Origin of the sequence: Aquidulcibacter sp. (genome assembly GCF_049239865.1) — a bacterium.
Taxonomy (GTDB): Bacteria; Pseudomonadota; Alphaproteobacteria; order Caulobacterales; family Aquidulcibacteraceae; genus Aquidulcibacter.
On the sequence record NZ_JBMLTR010000043.1, the window covers coordinates 24,247 to 40,875 of the forward strand.

Genomic DNA, 16,629 nt, shown 5'->3' on the forward strand with positions numbered 1-16,629 from the left:
CTGACTGAACCTAATCCCCCCAAAGGGGCAGAAAGAGTGCTCGTGGTTTCTAATACGTTTTTATTTTCTGGCACACTCCGAATGTCGGGATGAATTTCCGCTAAAGAGCTAACTCTCCGTGGCACGCCAATTTTTGTGAGCCAGTCACTTTGAATTGCTTGAGAATAGTTATCAGACTTAGCTTTTTTATATCCGCCCAAGGTCTTGATAACCGCGATATCACCTAATTCATTCATAATAGCTGTAAATGGAGTATCTAGAGTGATTTTCGATGCCGTCCCTGTCGCTCCGGTTGTTAAATTTATCCAGACGCCCTTCAACTTATCAGTCTGGACTTCCGACCGGTAGGCAGCATAGACGTTATTAGTGTTAACAACATTGCTCGCGACCCATACGCTACCGGAGGGTGGTGCCGCTGCGTATGCATAACCTTGTCCTGAATTAAGCAGTCTGAACCCCACGCGAACTTCTGGAGTTCCAATTGGTGACTTAGTTGCCACATGCCAGCCCGTCGGATCTTGTCCAAAACTGCTATCGTGGACGACAACTCTTATTTGGTTCGCCCCCAAAGCGCCTCTTGACCAAAAACCCTGCTGAATTGTGTCAACAAGACTGTTAAATTCACGAGTTTGCAACTGACCTTGAATGAAGCGTTGAAGTGCCACTCCATTTGCCCTTTGAGCGCTGGAAATTGGCCCTCCATTACTAGGTGCCTCCAGTACTATCTTGATATTGAGTTTAGCACGTCCGCGACGACCAAGTGTTGTCCTGGTGCTAGGAACTTCAATGGTGCCAATAGTTTCCTGTGGTGGTGGCATCTCGGTTGTTCCTCAAGAAATCTCGCGATTGAAGATTTGGTTAAGCCTGATCTGGATCAAATCGTAGTGCCAGATCATTCGATTTAGTGTTGTATTATCTGTTGGCAGTATGCTTGAATTCGACAAATACGTTGGTCTGGGCGACCAAATTGCACTATATCTAGTGTACAACATGAACGAACAAATCTCTGCGCGCAGCAGATACCTCTCTACTAAGTAGTCTGCTGCCCATGAGCGCGAATTAGAGGCGTCACCGTTTTTAGAAATTCGAAATCCAGCGAATTCATCTTTTGTTCCGTGATCCACAGCGAACCCATAAGTGCCGCATGTTATTCCACCTACGCTTCGCCCCGTTTTGTTCACGGTGATGTCAAAAAATCGGGTATTTGCGAAACCACGTTTTCGCCAAATAGAAAATTCCGACGCGGTGAGCTCTTGTTGATTTCTGTTTGCTCCAGCAAACAAAAAAAGGCCGCTATAATTGGTAAGTACACGTTCATAGTTAACGTATCGCTGATCGTTATTTTCTGGATCACCTGAGGAATTCAATTTAACGATGCGAAAGTACTGACACTTGTCTGCGGCAAAACGATCATAGTCACTGCTAACAAGGCCCTCAGCAGAGTGTTGAAGCTCAAAATTACGAGTGGTCTGGAACCCATTTTCAGTCTCTGTCGGTAAGAAAAACATTGCTGTTGGGAGGTCAGGAGTCAGAGCCATTCCTGGGTATGCTTTCTGACTCACACGCGTTGACAACCAAGTTGGTTTGCTAAAATTTTCACTACAGATCGCAGAGCCTGTTTCTTTTAGCTGCATTTGAAACACTACTGTATCCAGCGCAACAACTGATGCGCACACCACCACCAGCGCCAAAGAAAACTTAAGTAATTTCTGAACTGTAGCCATCACCGCTCCCTCCCCGCCTCAGAGGTAGCCTTTGAAACTGGCGAGCGCACAAAATCAATCGTCCGCCAATCCAGCACGAAAACTTCTATTTGCTTGGCCTTAACATCCGTCAGGTCAAAAGCCCGCCTGAGCGCGGCGTCCAATACATTAAACTGTTTTCTGTGCTTTTGAACCAAAATCTGACACTCCATCGAAATGCATAATGGACGAAGGAGGCCCCGCTCTCATCGGTTAAAACATGTACCGCAAGGCGGTGAACTATAGACTACTGAAAAAACACTTCTTGCGACTTTACACATCCTACGGTGGCTGCCGCGTCTGTCAACCCTATTTCCGCCATTCGTAAAAATTTCACACCAGGGTCATCTTAACTGGGTTCAGAAGTCTCCACGCCGTCAACAAGTCAAGCCGAAAAGCTGAACCCGGACCCGTAAGCAATTGCACCGAAGCCGCCGCACTAGTGGCTACAAGCCCAACTCATTCTTACATAACGAGCGCGCCAGCGATTTTGGGCGCTGCCAAAATAGACGAGCTGAGGAAAGCCAAGGCATGGTTGCCGCTGACCCAGCCTTGTAAAATCCTGCCATAAACTTTGGCATCGAAGAACAACTTGAAGTGCACCCATTGCCTGACCCTTCAGCAGTCTGCTTTCGAGAATGGGCGAATGCCTTCCCGCTGACAGCCCTTGGCTCATTGCAAACAAAGCACTCAGCGCAATGCTCTTATTGGACTGCAGGCACCTTCTTCGCCGCTTTCACCCGTTCACCAATCTCATTGACCAACGCCTGCAAGGGGTCATCCCGAAGGTGAGCATAGCGTTCAGTTGTTCGCATTTGGGTATGCCCTAGCGCCTTCCCGATCAGCTGCAGGCTTGCTCCAGCTTCCGCGGCAAACGAAGCAAACGAATGTCGCAGGTCGTGGATCCGGAGATCATCAAGCCCTGCCTCTTCACGGATAGCGCGCCATGCTCGAGGTAGGCCGACAGTATGGCCGGAAGCAGCATTGGCGCGATTAGCCGGGAAGACATAGTCGCCGTTCCGTTTGATCCCTTCGAGAACCTCGATAGCGGCATCGGATAGTGGAATTCGGCGCGCACCAGTCTTTGATCTAGCATCGGGCAAAACAATAGAGCGCCGAGCCAAATCGACTTCACGCCACTGGAGGCCTTGGATCTCGCCTCGACGCGCGCCGGTCAGGATCAATAATCGAATGATGAGGCCGAATTCAGATCGGACCTCACCGCGCTTCTCGAGACGCTCTGTGGCTTCAAATATCTTTTGGACTTCATCAACGCTGATGAAGCGCTCGCGCTTTTCGATCTTGTAGCGCACCACACCCAATGTGGGATGAGCAACCAAAATCTTCCGACTAACGGCCCAAGCCATCATCGCTTGAAAAATGATGGTGCAGCGCGATGCGGTCGTCTTGCCGCCCGTTATATTGAGCCGCCCGCGCTTCTTGCCACTCAACGCGGAAACCGCCGTCTTGCCCGCCGCGATTTCGCTTTGAGCTTTTGCAAGATCAGACGGTTTCAGGTGAGCAGCGATGCGACTACCCAGCAGAGGCCGGACATGGGAGTGCAGGCTAGATCGATCCTGCTCCCAGGTCGCAGCACGTTTGTTTGGCTTATCGGCTGGCCCTTCCTTCAAGTAGCGATCAATGAGCTCGGACACCGTGAGCTCTGCCCGTGCCGCTGCCTTGCGCTTCTGCGGATCCACACCAAGGGAGGCGTCGCGCAATTGCTCCTTGGCATGCTCGCGGGCTGTCTCGATGGTCCAGGGCGAGCCCACGGTCCCAATCGTGAAGACCTTCTGCTGACGGCCAACTCTGAACTTCATTGCAAAGCGCTTCTCGCCACTTTGATAGATGCGCAAGAACAATCCACGCACTTCGCTGTCCCAGATCCAGCGCTCTTTCTCTGGGTCCGGTGTCTGCGCATCGATGTATCGTTTTGTCAGTTTTACCCGATCTTGCATGGCTTACTTTAAAACCCCCTGGACCTCTTATGCAATCGTTTAAGAGGTCACGCCGATACCACCCCGATACCAACGGGAGGGAATTCGAGGGTATTTTCAGGAAAATGACGACGTGTCAAATTTCTATAAAAGATAAATAAATCATATAATTATACAAAAGTTGGAAAAAGCCGGAAAATGCTTGACCTCCTGATGGCATTCAAGAGGTCAGGGGTTCGACTCCCCTTGGCTCCACCATTTTTTCCGATGAAATCAAGTTCGAAAACAACTCCCAAGTTGGGCGTAGGCTGCGTGTGAGCAAATGGCTGCTCCGGTCTGCTTTGCGGCCTTACTTTGGAGATCGTCCTGCACAATTTCTGCACAGCCAATGCAGAGCATCAGCATAGGGTTGGCATTCGCCCTGCATGTTGGAGAGGCAAAGTGTGCGCTCAAACGGCGAGGAGCGCGCGATGGATCGATTAGGCGTATGGAAGCGGCATGGCTTTCTTGGAAAGCTGGCAACGGCTGCAATTCTGGTTTTCATCTGGGACTGGATGTTCTGGCAACAGAGCTTTGGCTTAGGGAATTTAGGTCTCTATGGGTTAGCCTTGCTTGCGGGCTTGATACTGGTTCGGCCCACGATCATGTCTTCGCGATATGGAATTGGGGCAATCATCGCAACGGCGATCTATTGTACCGCCATTGTGCTTTACGGCAGCCTCCTATCCTTTGTTCTGTTTTGGACGGCCATCAGCATCGCGGCTTTGATGCCGTTTGCCAGTCACTTGAAAGATGGTTGGCAATGGCTCTGGCGCTTGGCCGTGCATGGTTTGGCCTCGCCCTTCACCCCACTAATGGATGTTGGTCGGGTCGCCAAAGCCCGGAAGCGGTCCGAAAAATCTAAACTCAATGTGCTCGCAGTCACGCAACTTCTCGCCTTGCCCGTTATCGGCGGCATCGTCTTCTTAGGGCTCTTTGTTCAAGCCAATCCCGTGCTGGAGCACCTCTTTGCCCAAATTTCTTTACCTGCCTTAGACGCCGAGCTCGCAGGTCGGGGGCTGATCTGGTTCATGATCGGGACGCTGATTTGGACCCTATTTCGGCCTTGGCGGCGCCGAGGGCCACGAGTTGCGACGCCTGAAGTGACGCCTCAGTCAATCAAGGCACCCGCCTTAGCGAGCATCCTTTTGTCGCTCGTTGTCTTCAATGGCTTGTTCTTGATGCAAAATGGCATGGACCTCGCATTCATGAGCGGCCTTGTGCCCCTGCCAGATGACGTGACTTTAGCCCAATATGCCCATCGCGGTGCGTATCCCTTGATCGTAACTGCCCTATTGGCCGGCTTGTTCGTGCTGGTGTTGATGGGACCCAGCAGTGAAGCCGCACAAGATAAACGGGCGCGCCGATTGGTCAGTGCTTGGATTGCCCAGAATGTTTTGCTGGTTGTCTCATCCATCATTCGGACCTGGGACTATGTTGAGGCTTATAGCCTGACGGAATTGCGCATTGCAGCCTTGGCTTGGATGGTTTTGGTCGGCGTCGGTTTGGCTTTAATTTGCTGGCGGCTTTTGCGCGCAAAGTCTGGTAGCTGGCTTATCAATGCAAACTTATGGGCGGCGGGCCTAGTTCTAACCGGCTTCTGCTTTGTCGATACGCGCGCGATTGCCGCGCAATGGAATGTTACCCACGCCAAAGAGGCCGGAGGTAGGGGCGTTGAGTTGGACTTGTGTTACATGGGCACATTGGGTTCGGGCGCTATCCTGCCACTCGTGTCGCTCGAACAAAGGCCTTTGCCGCAGGAGTTCCAGAAGCGCGTGAGGTTCGTCCGAGGAAATATTCAGCGCTCAGAAGAGGCCGAATTGCGCAATATGGCTTGGACCTGGAGTCTAAAGCACAATGTGGCCGCGGCGAAACGGGCTGTCGCAAGTCTGCCGGCGCTTGATTTGGGGCCGGGTGATCGGGGCTGCGATGGCAAGCTAATCGCCTATTCAATGCCAAACCCAGCATCCACCTATAATCCCCAAGCCGCTCATCCCGGGAATTGACATCAAGAGCTGGAAGCGATGAACATGGAACACATGGACCAACTTATTCTTGTCGTGGATGATGACCCGCATATCCGCCAGCTTTTGGTGTTTGCATTGGCAAAGGCGGGGTATCAAACACGCGAGGCAGAGAATGGGGCGATTGCATTAGATGTCGTCACCAACGAAAATCCAGATCTGATGATCTTGGACATTACGATGCCGACGATGGATGGACTGGAAGTTTGCCGGCGGGTGCGGGCGCAAGGCAATCTTCCCATTCTGTTTCTCTCAAGCCGCGATGACGAGATTGATCGCATCTTGGGAATTGAGCTTGGTGGCGATGATTATGTGGTTAAGCCCTTCTCTCCGCGCGAAGTCGTTGCGCGTGTTGGCGGAATCTTGAGACGGGCCGCCAGCCAGCCATCTCCACATAATTCAGACAAGTCCACGCCTAATCTGTCCACCGGATCGGGCGGACCAAGTGTGCGCCATGGGTCTGCACGCCTCGAGTCCGACAGTTGGACGGCCTTTTGGCAAGATCGCCAAGTCCCTGTGACTGCAACCGAATTCACCTTGCTACGAACCCTGATGCAGGCCCCAGCCCGCGTGTTCACGCGTGACCAATTAATTGATCGACTGCACGGGCCGGGCTTTGCCGTCTCAGATCGAACCATCGACAGCCATGTTCGCAATGTGCGGCGCAAGTTTGCCGATGTGGGCTGCCCCAATATCATCGAGACGCGGACGGCCATTGGCTATGCGATCGGCAGTTGCGATAGCACATGAGTGTGTTTGGGCCGATAAAGTCTCTCATGGTTCGATTTTGGCCGATCCTAAGGCTACGAACTATTTTGTTTGGCGTGATGTTGTTCGTCGCAGCTTTGCCGGGCTTAAGCGCCATTTTTCTGCGCGTCTATGAGAATGCCCTTGTCCGCCGAACCGAAGCTGAACTGATTGCGCAAAGTGCAGCCATTGCCGCAGCTGCCGCAATTGTATGGCCTGTCCGTCCGTCCTCAGCCAACGCGGCCTCTGGAACAGACGGGGCAGCCCGACCCGAGATGCCAAGATCGCGCGATCAGGACCTCAACGCGCACACTTCCTACCCAACCGATGTGGTGGGCGGCGTTCAAGATGTGTCTACCGCAATTGATCTGCGCGCCTCACCAATTCTTGCCGAACGACCTAAAGCCACGCCGCTAACAGCGCCCCCCGACACAGATGCGCTGGCAGCCGCCAAGCGCTTGGCACCTGCAATCGAAGAAACCAAGCGGGTGACCCTATCTTCGATCCTGTTGTTGGACCGCAATGGGGCTTTACTGAACTTCCCCGGTCGCCAAGGCAGCTATCAATCCTTGCCCGAAGTGAAGGAAGCTTTGGCGGGGCGGCCCCAGACCGTCCTGCGATTAAACACCACCTATCACCGTCGCACGATTCTGGAGGTGTTCAGCCAAGCGGCAAATATCCGTCTCCATCATGCAAGGCCCATACGGGTGAATGGCGAGGTCGTTGGGGTCGTCTTGGTGTCGCGCTCACCGCGAGCCCTATTGCGTGGCATTTATGAGGATCGGGGCAAGATCGCAATTGGCGTTATTGGGATTTTCATTCTGCTCATCGGTTTGTCTGCCGTACTTGGGCGCGCCATTGTACGGCCGTTGGAGTCTCTTTCGACCGCCAGCCGTGCCTTGGCGAAAGGTAAGCGAGAAACGCCCATGGGATCGGCACTGCAAGTCGTCGAAATCCGAACCCTCTATGAAGACTTTGACGCCATGGCCCAAAGCATTGATCAAAGGTCCCGCTATCTGCGCGACTTTGCCGCCTCCGTCAGCCATGAGTTTAAGACGCCCTTGGCGGGATTACGCGGGGCAATCGAGCTGTTGCAAGATCACGAAGCCACAATGACGAAAGAAGAGCGGGCAACTTTTCTCGCCAATATGGCGGCCGATACAGGCAGATTATCCCACTTGGTTTCGCGCCTATTAGATTTAGCACGCGCCGACATGCAGGCCATTGATGTCGACGCCGCCACCAGAATTGTTGACGCCTTCACGGTCGTGGCGGACAGTTTGTCCAGCGAACATTTCCAAATTGTTGGACCAAAAAGCTTGGCTGCTTCGGCCGTTTTCGCCGCCATCGATGGACCAACCTTGGAGGCCATTTTGATGACCCTTCTGGAAAACGCGCGCCAAGCTGGTGCAGGACTGGTGGAGGTTTCGCTCGAGCAATCCCAAGATATGGTCGAAGTTCGCTTTGCTAATAATGGCCCCTTGATCCCAGAGGCCGATAAAGACCGGATTTTCGAACCCTTCTTCACGAGCAAGCGAACACGTGGTGGGACCGGCATGGGCCTTTCCATCGCGCGATCACTCGCGCGGGGATACAGTGGCAGCTTGGACCTACTCCCAGACGACGGACCGGTGACCTTTGTCTTGCGGTTGCAATCGGTTAGACCAGCCTAGTCTGGACGGATCAAGCTTGTGCAGCGGGAGGTGTTGTTGGCTCAACTCATCAGGAATTTTTCCCGGCGCGGATTTGTGGGCGTCGCTGCGGCGAGCGCTGTCACGAGTGGCACACCTGCAAAGTCTCACATGCGGACAGGACGCGTGATCCCGGGCCTTGAAGTCCTATTAGGTCCCAAACGCGCACTCTTGGCGGGCAAGCGCGTTGGCTTGATCACCAATCCGACCGGGGTCAATCGTGAACTCGAAAGCGCCATCGGTCTCATGGCCGGGGCGACAGACTTTAAGCTAGCGGCCCTATTTGGACCCGAACATGGCGTTTGGGGCGATGCGCAAGCGGGCGCAGCCGTGGCCGACGGCGTTGATGCACGCACAGGCCTGCCAGCCTTCAGCCTCTATGGGGCCACCCGCAAACCAACGCCTGCCATGCTCGCCGGGCTGGATGTGTTGGTCTTTGATATCCAAGACATTGGCGCACGCTTTTACACCTATCCATGGACGCTTTCGTTGGTCATGCAAGCTGCGCGAGAAGCCGGGATTGGCGTCATCGTGGCCGACCGGCCCAATCCGATTGGCGGCACAAGGGTCGAAGGACCGGTTTTGGACCCTAGCTTAGCAAGCTTTGTTGGCGCTTATCCCATCCCCATTCGCCATGGGATGACCATGGGCGAATTGGCAACGATGATGAATATGGATTTCGCCATTGGTTGTGACCTTAGCGTGGTGACATGCGCCAATTGGCGACGCGGGGATGATGCCGCGCTGACTGGTCTGCCATGGGTGTCGCCTTCACCCAATATGCCGACAATCGACACCGCCTTCACCTATCCCGGCACCTGCCTGATCGAAGGCACGAACCTGTCTGAAGGGCGGGGGACGACCAAGCCATTTGAACTGATTGGCGCGCCCTTTGTCGATGCACATGGGCTTGCCGATCGCCTGAACCGGCGCAATTTACCCGGCGCGCACTTCCGGCCCGCTTGGTTTACGCCGTCCTTCTCCAAGTTTCAGGGCCAAATGTGCGCGGGCGTGCAAATCCACATCACAGATCGCACAGCCTTGGCCCCAGTCGACACCGGAATCGCGGTCTTGCTCGAGGTCGCGCGTCACCACAGCAAGGATTTTTCCTTCTTGCCCGGCAATCCGCCCTTCTTCGATAAGCTGGCCGGTGTGTCGTGGCTGCGCGAGGCGATTGTTGCGGGCGAAAGCCTCGACGGCATAAAGACGCGATGGCAGGCAGAGCTGTCAGCCTTTAAGCTAAAGCGGGCTCGCAGGCTGTTGTATTAGGGCAGGCACACGGATCGCCCCGCGGGGGGCGACCCGGCCTAGACGCCCCTAAACCTTCCAAGCGTCCTTAAAGTCATGCGCATAAGCGGCAAAGGTTCGGGGCTTTGCGCCTGTAATCGCCTCAACCGCAGGGGTAATGGCTTCTGAATAGCCTGCCTTGAAGAAGCCAAGGATGGTGAGCAGGAAGTTGGCGTAGTCTTGCGGCAGGCCAGCGGCGAGAAGCTGGGCCAGCATCGCCTCCTCGGAAACCTCTTCATAGACGATGGTCCGGCCGGTGGCGTTTGATAGGAGGGCTGCGGCTTCGTCATGATCGAGCGCCTCACCCCCGGTCAGATCAAACTCCTGATTGTCATGGTCGCGACTGGTGAGCAGCACCGCCGCCACCGCCGCAATATCGCGCGCATCGATAAAGCTGCCCTTGGCTTTGCCGACCGGCAATAGGATTTTGCCCTGCTCCAAAATGCCCTGAATCCAAAAGGTGTGGAAGTTCTGCATGAACCAATTGGGGCGGATGATGTTATAGGCGAGGCCCGATTGTTCGAGGTGGCGCTCTACCTGTCGTAAGGGGGCAGTCTCGTCGGCATTAGCCCCCATCGCCGTCATTAGGACAATCTTTTTAACCCCACTGGCCAAAGCTTGGTCGATCACCGGATTGAGCAGTTCGTTTTGGTTGGTATAGCCAGGGGGTGAGAGCATGAAAGCAGCTTCGACGCCGTCAAACGCCGTGGCAAGCCCCTCACCCGTAGCCAGATTGAGATGGACATCTTGGGCCGTTTCCGGCGCGCGGCTCGTGGTGCGCACGACGTCATGGCCCTGATCTGACAAAAGCCGAACCAGTTGCGAGCCGACCGTGCCATTGGCACCGATCACAAGTATCTTAGACATATACATTTTCCTTCCTGAGTTGGTGACTTGCATTTAGTCGCCCAGAATGGGATGAAGAATGGCGAATATACTGAATTTCATGTCAATGCGTCCGGATATATGAAGGGTACACGCGTGAAAAGGCAAAGACGATGGACCTTCTAACCGACATTTTGCATGAAGCGGGCCTGAAGCGCCGCCTGTTGGACCTCCGCAGTTTAGACGCGCAAACACCGCTGCAGTTTCCGTGCGAGAAGAGCATGGGCCTGCATGTCGTCACGCGTGGGCGGGCCTATATTCACTCGGCCAGCTTGCAAGAACCCATTGCGCTGGAGGCAGGCTCGGTTGCCCTGATGGCGCGCGGGTGCACCCATGTGCTCAGCACCTCGCCCAACTATGACCCAGCCCAAGTCCGTTCCGTTACGGGCGACTTGGCGGCGATACCCTTGGCCTATAGCCCCTCGCCCGGCACCAGCACGCTGATCAGTGGGGCCTATCAATTCTGGCACGACCCAGTCCACGCTCTGTTTCGCGAAATCCCTGCTTGGTTTGTGCTGGACGGCCAAAGCCTGTCCAAATTCCACCCCCTCACCTTGACGATTGGCCTGTTGGACGAGGAATTGAGCAAGCCATCCATGGGTGGGCAGACCATTATTTATGGCTTGCTCGATGTGATCTTCACCTATCTGGTGCGCGAGATGGTGGACCAACAGGGCCATGCCCGCGCAGGCTGGAGCCAAGGGATCGCCGATCTACAGATCCGCAAAGCGGTGAGTGTCATGCATGAAGATCCCGCGCAGGGTTGGACTCTGGAAGAACTTGCAAAGCACGCTGGCCTGTCGCGCACCCTGTTGGCCGAGCGGTTTCGCCGCACGATGGGCGACACGCCTTTAAGCTATTTGCGAACCTTGCGCGTGCAAAAGGCCATGACCCTCCTATCCGAAGCTGACCACACGCTGGAGCATGTCGCGCGCGCCGTGGGGTTCAGTGACGCCTTCAGCTTCTCCAAAGTCTTCAAAAAAATCGTCGGCCAATCCCCCAGTGACTTCCGCCGTCAGGCCAAGCTGGATCAGGCCTCGCCTTGGAAAATGCGCGCGGGGTGAAGGGGGGGGGCGTGCTTTGACACGTTCCACGAAGACGGCCTTAGCCATCCCTCTAATTGACAGCCTGGCGTCCCATCACGGGCCCAGCCAACCCAAGGATGCCGTTTTCGCAACAGCATTCACCCATTGCAAGCCAACAACACTGGTGTAGCTTGATGGTTACACCAGTGCCACTGATTGCCGGGCCTATAATGATGAAGTTTGCAGCCAAAATCGCGGGCCTTGCCCTTCTCCTAGTCCTAGCAGGATGTGCCAGCGTCACGCGCCACCCTGAATTTCCAAAGGATTGTCAGGCGCTGGAAGCCAATGTCGATTGTGTCCGCGTCTTTTACGGCACCAACCGCGCGATCCTGACTCAAACCAAAGCACCAGACGTAGCCGGACAAGCGCGGGATGTCGCCGCATTTTCCAATGAGGCGGGCGATCAGTTGGTTGTTGGTCGGGCCGATGTGTGGCTGCCCATCCTAAAGGAGAAGGGTGGCACGCGTGAGCGTGGCACGATGCCAAAACTTACTGGCACGCCTCCAAAAGAGCAAAGCGAGCTGGAAAAATACGTATTTGTCACGCGGATCACGGCTACGGAGACACAAGCTTTTACAACAGAGCTTGCCCGTGCGGTGGCCGATGAGGATGATAGCATCCTGTTGTTCGTGCATGGCTTTAATGTGAAGTTTGATGACGCCCTGATCAATGCCGCCCAGCTTTATGTCGATCTCGCCAACCCCAACGAGGCCACGCCCTTCCGACCGGGTGCGCCTATCTTGTTCAGTTGGCCGTCGGACGGCCAAGTGGCACCTTGGCATTATTATTCAGACCGCAAAGACTCTCTGGGTGCCGCGCCGCGACTGGCTGAGTTCCTCGACATGATCACCGCAAATCCCAAACTGCGGCGGGTGAATATTCTGGCCCACTCGATGGGCAACCGCGTGCTCACCCGCGCCTTGCAAGACTTTGCCGCTGATTATCTGAAGACCCATCCAGATCATAAGATTGAGTTCCGCGTCATTCTGGCCGCTGCCGATGTTGAAACCACGGTGTTTGACTTAGCCGTTGGCAAGTTTGAGGCCATTGAGCCCAATGTGGTGATCTATGCCTCAAGCGGTGACCGCGCCTTGGTTGCCTCGCGTTTGGTTCAGGGCTGGCCACTCAATTGGAATGTCGAACATCGATTGGGGGATGCCAATAATGGCGCACCTTACATCCGAAAGGATCAGCGCTTCACGACGATTGACGCGTCTAACGTCGCAACCGAATTATTTGGTCTGGGTCATGGCTATTATTCCGACAGACCTTTCATTCTCAATGATATCCGCTGCACGCTTTTGGACCTGCCGCTGCGCGATCGCGCGCTAAAGCTCACCCGTCGCAAAGGGGATGGCCTGCCCTATTATGATTTGGAAGCTGGCTTGCAATCCTCTGATAGCGAATGCAGCCTGACGCGCAAAACGGTGCCCGTGTCATCGGAGACGCCTAGAGGCTCAGCACCTCAAACTTCGGCACCGCCGCCACAACCTATGCCGTCGTCACCACCTCCGCCGCCGCCGCCACCGCCGCCTCCGCCGCCACCTCCGCCCATGCAAGTGTGCCGCAGCGTGACAGAGACGGTATATTTCGGCCTGAATTCGGCCGAACTAACTCCGCAAGAAGTGGCAAAGGTCGAAGTTCTTTTGGGTCGGCTTGATCAGGGTTGCCCTGTAAAATCCATCAAACTGGCAGGCCATACCGACCAAAGCGGCAGTGTCACCTCAAACCTGAAACTGGCCAACGCCCGTGCCGAAGCGGTGCGTGATGCCATGATCTTGCGAGGCCTATTGCCTTCGATGATCCAGATTGAGGCCGCCGGAGCCGAACAACCTGCCGTGCCGCAAACCTCTGGCGCACAGGAACCTTTGAACCGCCGCGTCGTGATCACCATCACCTTTGAGTGAGGCGGGGCTAGCAGCCCTTCAGATCGCCAAACAAAAAAGGCGGAAAAGCCAAAGCTTTCCCGCCTTTCTTTTGACCAAGGGTCAGATGGATTTAAAAGTTGGCCTTCAAGCTAACATAGCCAAAGCCGCCATTCATGCCGAATAGACCACCGCTGCGGGGATAGACCTGACCATCGGCAAGACCGCCGCTGATTGGGAACACATTGATGGTAGAGGATTGAGCAATCTTGTCTGGATAGGTGCTGAACAGGTTCTGCGCACCAATCGTGACCGTGTATTTCTCAGCGATCGTATAGCTCACGTCGAGATCAACCGTCAGCGAGGTTCCGGTAAATGGCCGCAGAATGAAGCCGACACCATAATTGGTTGCGTCAGCAGGCTTAAGAGGCACCGCACCATAATAGCGCGCGACACCGCTGGCGACCGGGAAAATCCCTTCTTGAACCTGGTTTCCGGCCACGAAGTTCGTGGTCACGTTTTGCAGGTTTGACTGGCCGAACGTCGTTTGCCCTACTTGCTGGGCGTATCTGAGGTGGCCGTCAAAATTTCAACATTGGTATCGATAAAATAGGCCATGTTCTCGATCAGGGCTTGGACTGTGACCCCGTCTGTGCCGATGACAAGATAATTATAGAAAGCCATGACTTTATCAGCTTCAAGCCACAAAGGGTGACTAAATTGCTCAGTTGTAATCGACCTAGCCTTGATGGCGTTGACTTGCTTGTCTGACAAACCAATGGCCCAATCCAGAAGCTGCACAAAGTTGCAACCTTTGGCATCACAGTCACTAAAGCTGACCATGATTGTCTCACCGTTTAAATCTACTTCGATCGCAGGCATTTTGGGATCTTCAGTATTTAAACTGGCAGTTAGCCCCATCTGCTTGAAACCAGAAAGGAAAGCTTCTGGGCTGCGAAGCGTTTGCTTTCCTTCTCCGGCTGAAGAGCTGGTTGCAGCAACGGCGTCATCTGTTTGAAAGCGGGTGTGAGCGAGCGCGGCATTAGGGCTAGAGGCGATTAAGGATGCGGCAGCAATCGCGAACAATTTTATTGCCATCACAAATGTGGGGCGAGTTCTAATGGACTTAAACAACATGCGACCGCCCCCCAAATCAAATGATGCAAACATAGTAAGCAGCCGTGCACCGTCGTCAAGCGACGCCTCAAATAGTCTCGATGCAGATTGAGCCTGAGGCCTATCTGCAACCCTTGCAAAGGCACAGGCAGTGGCAAAGCCGTTCTAAATTGAAAAATTGCGGCACAGCCTAGACCTTCCCCCCTTTATAAGGGTCATGGCCCTTGCATCCCTGACCACGCTCAGACTATCGGTGGAGCATGAGTATTCAACTAGCCATAGCCGGGGCGGCCGGTCGCATGGGTCGGGCTTTGATCGCCGCAGCAGGCGACGACGCGGGCCTTCAACTTGTTGGCGGCAGTGAGCGGGCGGGCAGCCCGTCACTGGGCAGCGATCTAGGCCTATTGGCGGGCGGCGAAGCTTTGGGCGTATTTTGCGTCGATAGCCCGCTTGCAGCAGCCAAGACCGCCCAAGTCTGGATTGACTTCACCACACCTGCGGCCTCGCTCGCGGCACTGAGCGCCCTCAAAGCCAATAGCGTGAAGGCCATCGTGCTGGGCACGACGGGGTTTGAGCCTGCCCAAGAAGCCCAGATCGCCGAAGCCGCCCAGCACTTCTGCATCGTACGCAGTGGCAATTTCTCGCTCGGTATCAATTTATTGATGGGCCTTGTGAAGCAGGCCGCTGAACGTTTAGGGCCGGATTGGGATATCGAAATCTTCGAAGCCCATCATCGCCGGAAAGTCGATGCACCTTCGGGCACCGCCTTGATGCTGGGCCAAGCCGCCGCCGATGGCCGCGGGGTATCCCACACCGAAGTTGCTGTCTATGACCGTCACGGCGTGACTGCTGCCCGCAAAGCGGGCGAGATCGGCTATGCCGTCGCCCGTGGTGGCGGCATTATTGGCGAGCATGAGGTGATGTTTGCCAGCGAAGATGAGGTCATCCGCTTCAGCCATTCCGCCCTCAACCGCGCCATCTTTGCCAAAGGCGCACTGGCCGCCGCCCGCTGGGCCGCAGGCCAAAACCCCGGCCTCTATGCGATGTCGGATGTGTTGGGGTTGTAGGGGGCGGCAAGCGAGATTTCCGTCACCCCGGCACAAGTCTTCTGGTGGATACAATCGTCCCCAATTGCCGCAAGGTCTTGCCATTCACGGGCACGGTGGTGTGGGCAGCCCTTATGGCCTCAAACTCTTTGGTGATGCCGGAATAGCCATCTACATTGGGATAGCCAACGATAACCAGAACATCCCAATCCGGATCAGCCCCCGTTGAGCGCAACAACCGATACTCTGTCATCAGGCCCCTTTCGACAGCGATCTTATCCATCTCGAACCAGTTTTGCGTGATGAAGCGGCAGAGCGACGCGGTGTCGCCATCCGTGGCTTTCAGGAAGGTCAATTCGAAGGATGCTGCGCTAGGCAACGCCGCTTTTGCTTGCACTGGGGATGAGGTCGCCAACGCGAGCGTCGCCATAAATCCCAAGCCTAAGTCCCGTTTCGAGCTTTCTACCATATCGCCACCTCAATATCGGTCTACACCCAAGCGAAGGGCACCGCCTCAGACATAAAATTGGCCGCGATTACACGGTAAGGTCAATGCCCGGTTGGATTAATTAGGCTTCATGATGAGGAGCTTTCCGGCGTGCGCTTTAAGGGCCCCTCTCCCTTTGGGGTCGACCTATAGGTCGACAGGCGGGGTCTCTCCCCTCTCCCACTGGGAGAGGGGACGGGGGTGAGGGCCTTAAACTCACAAAATCTAGTCATTCAGCCTTTCACCGAAAATCTTTGAGTGCGCGTTGCGGAGGCCTTCATTGCACGTAGCAACGCGCCCTTGCGCAGATACCCCCTCACCCCCGACCCCTCTCCCCCTGAGGGGCGAGGGGAGTGCGAATAGATAAAAACTTATCCCCCTCTCACCAAACCGCCCGTAACCTAAGCCCATCTCCGACGAGAGGGCGTTGTTGCTGCAGCGGTGACACCGGTTGGGGATGGGTAAGCGGGGTTAATCGGGGCAGACGTGGCTGCCTCGTGTTTTCATAAGGATTAGCTCGTCCTTATGCCCGGTGTGCTTGAGCCCGACTGCCGTGTGAAGCCGGAGGTCAGGTCTTTCAATAGGCTTGGTCCAACCTCGCGGGTAGCCTCAAGTGTGTTTAGGCCTTTACGTACTAGGCGGGGGAAATGTCACCACCGAGGAGGGCTCATGATCTTC

The 16,629-nt window shown here is 55.1% G+C and carries 13 protein-coding genes; 7 read left to right on the top strand and 6 right to left on the bottom strand.

Annotated elements, in window-relative coordinates; all coding sequences use genetic code 11:
* Positions 1-830: 830 nt before the first annotated feature.
* Positions 831-1,724, bottom strand: coding sequence for a hypothetical protein (locus ACOVRA_RS03325; protein ID WP_421719049.1), 894 nt, complete (start codon positions 1,722-1,724; stop codon positions 831-833).
* A gap of 722 nt (positions 1,725-2,446) precedes the next feature.
* Complete coding sequence (locus tag ACOVRA_RS03330) at positions 2,447-3,700, bottom strand: tyrosine-type recombinase/integrase (RefSeq protein WP_421719050.1); 1,254 nt, start codon at positions 3,698-3,700, stop codon at positions 2,447-2,449.
* A 449-nt stretch (positions 3,701-4,149) separates the two neighbouring features.
* Here ACOVRA_RS03330 and ACOVRA_RS03335 point away from each other — a divergent pair, with 449 nt between their 5' ends.
* From ACOVRA_RS03335 to ACOVRA_RS03350, 4 genes are read left to right on the top strand one after another with little or no spacing between them, the layout of a single operon-like run.
* Complete coding sequence (locus ACOVRA_RS03335; protein WP_421719051.1) at positions 4,150-5,724, top strand: DUF4153 domain-containing protein; 1,575 nt, start codon at positions 4,150-4,152, stop codon at positions 5,722-5,724.
* Between the two features lie 33 nt (positions 5,725-5,757).
* Entirely contained in the window at positions 5,758-6,492 is a 735-nt protein-coding gene (locus ACOVRA_RS03340; protein WP_290802443.1) for a response regulator transcription factor, read from the top strand.
* A gap of 26 nt (positions 6,493-6,518) precedes the next feature.
* The gene (locus ACOVRA_RS03345; RefSeq protein ID WP_421719052.1) at positions 6,519-8,162 is read left to right on the top strand and encodes a HAMP domain-containing sensor histidine kinase; all 1,644 of its coding nucleotides are present in this window, start codon (positions 6,519-6,521) and stop codon (positions 8,160-8,162) included.
* A 36-nt stretch (positions 8,163-8,198) separates the two neighbouring features.
* A complete protein-coding gene (locus tag ACOVRA_RS03350) occupies positions 8,199-9,449 on the top strand; it encodes an exo-beta-N-acetylmuramidase NamZ family protein (RefSeq protein ID WP_421719053.1) in 1,251 nt (416 codons plus the stop codon).
* 48 nt (positions 9,450-9,497) lie between these two features.
* Here the strand turns inward: ACOVRA_RS03350 and ACOVRA_RS03355 are convergent, their stop codons facing one another.
* The gene (locus ACOVRA_RS03355; RefSeq protein ID WP_421719054.1) at positions 9,498-10,334 is read right to left on the bottom strand and encodes an SDR family oxidoreductase; all 837 of its coding nucleotides are present in this window, start codon (positions 10,332-10,334) and stop codon (positions 9,498-9,500) included.
* A 131-nt stretch (positions 10,335-10,465) separates the two neighbouring features.
* Here ACOVRA_RS03355 and ACOVRA_RS03360 point away from each other — a divergent pair, with 131 nt between their 5' ends.
* Both ACOVRA_RS03360 and ACOVRA_RS03365 read left to right on the top strand, forming a co-directional pair.
* On the top strand, positions 10,466-11,416 hold the full coding sequence (locus ACOVRA_RS03360; protein ID WP_421719055.1) for an AraC family transcriptional regulator: 951 nt from the start codon (positions 10,466-10,468) through the stop codon (positions 11,414-11,416).
* 155 nt (positions 11,417-11,571) lie between these two features.
* Positions 11,572-13,344, top strand: coding sequence for an alpha/beta hydrolase (locus ACOVRA_RS03365; RefSeq protein ID WP_421719056.1), 1,773 nt, complete (start codon positions 11,572-11,574; stop codon positions 13,342-13,344).
* 91 nt (positions 13,345-13,435) lie between these two features.
* On the opposite strand, the gene ACOVRA_RS03370 is transcribed toward ACOVRA_RS03365, so the two are convergent.
* Together ACOVRA_RS03370 and ACOVRA_RS03375 are read right to left on the bottom strand one after the other, a co-directional pair.
* Positions 13,436-13,819, bottom strand: a complete 384-nt coding sequence (locus ACOVRA_RS03370) for a hypothetical protein (protein WP_421719057.1) — start codon at positions 13,817-13,819, stop codon at positions 13,436-13,438.
* A 35-nt stretch (positions 13,820-13,854) separates the two neighbouring features.
* A complete protein-coding gene (locus ACOVRA_RS03375) occupies positions 13,855-14,472 on the bottom strand; it encodes a hypothetical protein (protein ID WP_421719058.1) in 618 nt (205 codons plus the stop codon).
* Between the two features lie 206 nt (positions 14,473-14,678).
* Here ACOVRA_RS03375 and dapB point away from each other — a divergent pair, with 206 nt between their 5' ends.
* The gene (dapB, locus tag ACOVRA_RS03380; protein WP_421719059.1) at positions 14,679-15,485 is read left to right on the top strand and encodes a 4-hydroxy-tetrahydrodipicolinate reductase; all 807 of its coding nucleotides are present in this window, start codon (positions 14,679-14,681) and stop codon (positions 15,483-15,485) included.
* A gap of 22 nt (positions 15,486-15,507) precedes the next feature.
* On the opposite strand, the gene ACOVRA_RS03385 is transcribed toward dapB, so the two are convergent.
* Positions 15,508-15,933, bottom strand: coding sequence for a hypothetical protein (locus ACOVRA_RS03385; RefSeq protein WP_421719060.1), 426 nt, complete (start codon positions 15,931-15,933; stop codon positions 15,508-15,510).
* Positions 15,934-16,629 lie beyond the last annotated feature (696 nt).

Excerpts from the sequence above, each read along its gene's own strand:
- ACOVRA_RS03325 (WP_421719049.1), bottom strand. The coding sequence starts at position 1,724 with ATGGCTACAGTTCAGAAATTACTTAAGTTTTCTTTGGCGCTGGTGGTG.
- ACOVRA_RS03330 (WP_421719050.1), bottom strand. The coding sequence starts at position 3,700 with ATGCAAGATCGGGTAAAACTGACAAAACGATACATCGATGCGCAGACA.
- ACOVRA_RS03335 (WP_421719051.1), top strand. The coding sequence starts at position 4,150 with ATGGATCGATTAGGCGTATGGAAGCGGCATGGCTTTCTTGGAAAGCTG.
- ACOVRA_RS03340 (WP_290802443.1), top strand. The coding sequence starts at position 5,758 with ATGGACCAACTTATTCTTGTCGTGGATGATGACCCGCATATCCGCCAG.
- ACOVRA_RS03345 (WP_421719052.1), top strand. The coding sequence starts at position 6,519 with ATGGTTCGATTTTGGCCGATCCTAAGGCTACGAACTATTTTGTTTGGC.
- ACOVRA_RS03355 (WP_421719054.1), bottom strand. The coding sequence starts at position 10,334 with ATGTCTAAGATACTTGTGATCGGTGCCAATGGCACGGTCGGCTCGCAA.
- ACOVRA_RS03360 (WP_421719055.1), top strand. The coding sequence starts at position 10,466 with ATGGACCTTCTAACCGACATTTTGCATGAAGCGGGCCTGAAGCGCCGC.
- ACOVRA_RS03365 (WP_421719056.1), top strand. The coding sequence starts at position 11,572 with ATGGTTACACCAGTGCCACTGATTGCCGGGCCTATAATGATGAAGTTT.
- ACOVRA_RS03375 (WP_421719058.1), bottom strand. The coding sequence starts at position 14,472 with ATGTTTGCATCATTTGATTTGGGGGGCGGTCGCATGTTGTTTAAGTCC.
- dapB (WP_421719059.1), top strand. The coding sequence starts at position 14,679 with ATGAGTATTCAACTAGCCATAGCCGGGGCGGCCGGTCGCATGGGTCGG.
- ACOVRA_RS03385 (WP_421719060.1), bottom strand. The coding sequence starts at position 15,933 with ATGGTAGAAAGCTCGAAACGGGACTTAGGCTTGGGATTTATGGCGACG.